Below are 3002 nucleotides of genomic sequence, written 5' to 3'. Positions count from 1 at the left end.
CCAGCGCGCGCCCGGGCGCCGCGCCGAGCGCGTCGAGCAGCGCGCGCAGCGCCGCCTCGGCGCGCGGGAACAGCGTGTCGACCAGCAGCGGGCGCGCGTCGGCGCCGCGCGCGTCGGCGCGGTCGACGAGGTACGCGCTCGCCGAATAGCCCATCAGGCGACCGACGCGGGACGCGGCCTCCAGGCGGACCACGTCGCCGTGGCGCTCGACGCGCAGCATGCGCGCACGCTACGCGGCCGCGGCGCGCGGGGAAAGCGGAGCCTGCCGGCCGGCGCGACCTTTGCGCCTCTCCGGGCCGGCGCTATACTCCCCGACACGGGGACGGCGCCCGGCCACTCGCGGTCGGGCGCTCCCCTTTTGCCGTTTCCGGAACCCGGGCAGGTGCTCCCGGCTGGTGACCCCGATGATCGAAGAACTGAAGGCCAAGCTCTCCGACGAGGCCGCGCGTCTGCAGCACGAGCTGAACGTCACGCTCCCGAACGAGATCCGGAAGGCGGTGGAGCACGGCGACCTGCGCGAGAACTCCGAGTACAAGGCGGCACTCGAGCGGCAGCAGTTCGTGCAGGCGCGCCTCGGCCACCTGCACTCGCGCCTCAGCAAGCTGTCGTCCATCGACCCGTCGCAGATCCCCGAGGACCGCGTGGGCCTCGGGTCGATCGTCGTCGTCGAGGACGAGAAGAACGGCGCGCGCGAGACCTACAACCTGGTGTTCGGCGACGCGATCGAGTTCCAGGAGGGGTTCGTGTCGATGGGCTCCCCGATCGGGCGCGCCCTGCTCGGCAAGGCGGTGGGCGAGGTGGCGATCCTGAAGCTCCCCGCCACCACGCGCCGCCTCAAGGTCATCGAGCTGACGACGATCCACCAGCAGTAGGCGACGCGCCGCGCTCCTCGGCGCGCTGCCGCTGCGCGGCGTAGGCGCTGACGACCGCGTCCACCGCCTCGCGCGGGTCGTCGGTCATGATCATCAGGTCCAGGTCGCCCGGGGAGATCTTCCCCTCCTGCAGCACCCGCGTCTGCAGCCAGCGCACCAGCCCCGCCCAGTAGTGGCGCCCGAAGAGGACCACGGGGAACTGGTACATCTTCCCGGTCTGGATCAGCGTCACGGCCTCGAACAGCTCGTCGAGCGTGCCGAAGCCGCCGGGGAAGATGATGAAGGCGACCGAGTACTTGATGAACATCGTCTTCCGCACGAAGAAGTAGCGGAAGTTGACGAGGGTGTCGACGTACGGGTTGCTCCCCTGCTCGAACGGGAGCTCGATGTTGCACCCGACCGAGTGGCCGCCCCCCTCGCGCGCGCCCCTGTTGCCGGCCTCCATGATCCCGGGGCCGGCGCCGGTGATGACGTCGAACCCCGCCTCGGCGAGCAGGCGCCCGACCTCGACGGCGGCGTGGTACTGCGGGTCGTCGGGGCCCGTGCGCGCGGAGCCGAAGATCGTCACGCCGCGGCGCACGGTGCTGAGCGTGTCGAACCCCTCGATGAACTCGCCCATGATGCGCATGACGCGCCACGGGTCGGAGCGGGTGAAGTCGGCCGGCGCGCCGCGCCCGTCCTCCTTCGGCAGCGCGAGCAGCTTCTCGTCCTCGGTCACCGCCGGGTAGTCGCGGATCGACTCGTCGACGGCGACGCGCGTCGCGCCCTTGGAGCGCAGCGTGGGGCCGGCCTCCCCGGCCGGGGGCGTGCGCCCCGCCTTGCGGTGCCCCTCCTCCGTCCGCTCGCGCGCCCCCTCGCGCGCCGAGCGCTCCGCCTCCTCCAGCACGTCGGGGCTGGCGCGCTTGCCGGTCGCGGTGCGCGGCTTCCCGGTCGCCTTCGTCGCCGCCTTCGTCGCCGCCTTCGTCGTCGCGGTCTTGCCCTTGGGCGCGGCCTTCCGGGCGGTCGTGCTAGCTTTCTTCATCGGTCTCCTGGCCGGGTGCGGGGAAGGTTACGCCGCCCCTCAGGAACCGCGCCACCTCCGCCGCCGCCCCGCCCGCCGTTGTCCCTGGTCGTCATCCTCGTCGCCGACGGCGCGCGTCCCGACGCGCTCGCGCGCGCCCTCGACGCGGGCGCCCTCCCGGCCCTCGCCCGCCTGCGCGCCGAGGGGGCGCTGTCCACGGTGGCGTCCGCGTTCCCGTCGGTCACGGGGCCCGCCTACGCGCCCTTCCTCATGGGGCGCTTCCCGGGCCCGATCGGGCTCCCCGGGCTGCGGTGGTTCGACCGCGCGCGCACGCGCGCCACGCGCCCCGACGCCGCGCGCAGCTACGTCGGCGCCGAGATGCGCCACGTCGACCGCGACCTCGCGCCGGGCGCGCCGACGCTGTTCGAGCTGGCGGGCCCCGGGCTCGCCGCGCTCAACGTGATCGGGCGCGGGCTGCCGATGCCCGACCCCCTCGCGCGCGCCGCCGACTTCACGCTGCGCGCCGCGCGCACGCACTTCAGCGGCAACGTCGCCGGGTGGCTGCGCATCGACCGCGACATCGGCGGGCAGGTGGCGGCGCGCGTGCGCGCGGGGCGCGCCGCCGGCGCCGCGCCGCGCGTCGTCTTCTGCGCGCTCACCGGCATCGACAAGACGTCGCACCAGGCGGGGCACGACGCCCCGATCGTCGGCGGCGCGATGGCGATCGTCGACGAGGTGGCCGCCGAGCTGCGCGCCGACGCCGAGCGCGGGGGGTGGTGGCGCGACACGCACCTGTGGGTGGTGAGCGACCACGGGCACTCGCCGGTGCGCGCGCACGACGACCTCGCCGACTGGTTCCGCGCGCGCGGCCACCGCACCGTCGCGCACCCGTTCACGATGGCGCCGGGACGCGAGGTCGCGGTGATGGTGAGCGGCAACGCGATGGCGCACGTCTACCTCGAGCTGTCCCGCCGCGAGCGCCCGTGGTGGCCGGCGCTGCGCGACCGCTGGGGGCAGGCGCTCGACGACCTGCTGGCGCGCCCCGCGGTGGACCTGCTGCTGCTGCCGCACGCGCCCGACGCGTTCGAGGGGCGCGGCCGCGGGCGCGGCGAGGCGTGGGTGCGGCGCAC

At 75.0% G+C, this 3002-nt stretch carries 4 protein-coding genes; 2 read left to right on the top strand and 2 right to left on the bottom strand.

Annotation, left to right across the window (positions count from 1 at the left end):
* Nucleotides 1-220 (bottom strand): hypothetical protein (locus PYV61_RS23215; RefSeq protein WP_275836169.1); only part of this gene is annotated, 220 nt, incomplete at its 3' end.
* A 184-nt stretch (nt 221-404) separates the two neighbouring features.
* Between PYV61_RS23215 and PYV61_RS23210 the strand changes: the two genes are divergently transcribed.
* Nucleotides 405-872, top strand: a complete 468-nt coding sequence (locus PYV61_RS23210; RefSeq protein ID WP_275836167.1) for a GreA/GreB family elongation factor — start codon at nt 405-407, stop codon at nt 870-872.
* Here PYV61_RS23210 and PYV61_RS23205 read toward each other — a convergent pair.
* A complete protein-coding gene (locus PYV61_RS23205) occupies nt 841-1590 on the bottom strand; it encodes a TIGR00730 family Rossman fold protein (protein ID WP_345785284.1) in 750 nt (249 codons plus the stop codon). The genes PYV61_RS23210 and PYV61_RS23205 overlap by 32 nt on opposite strands.
* A gap of 381 nt (nt 1591-1971) precedes the next feature.
* Here PYV61_RS23205 and PYV61_RS23200 point away from each other — a divergent pair.
* On the top strand, nt 1972-3002 hold a 1031-nt coding region (locus PYV61_RS23200; protein ID WP_275836163.1), incomplete at its 3' end, for an alkaline phosphatase family protein.

The organism is Roseisolibacter sp. H3M3-2 (assembly GCF_029211165.1).
Lineage (GTDB): Bacteria > Gemmatimonadota > Gemmatimonadetes > Gemmatimonadales > Gemmatimonadaceae > Roseisolibacter.
The sequence above is the reverse complement of the archived record's forward strand: the minus strand, read 5'-3'. Positions and strand labels throughout refer to the sequence as shown.

Excerpts from the sequence above, each read along its gene's own strand:
- PYV61_RS23210 (WP_275836167.1), top strand. The coding sequence starts at position 405 with ATGATCGAAGAACTGAAGGCCAAGCTCTCCGACGAGGCCGCGCGTCTG.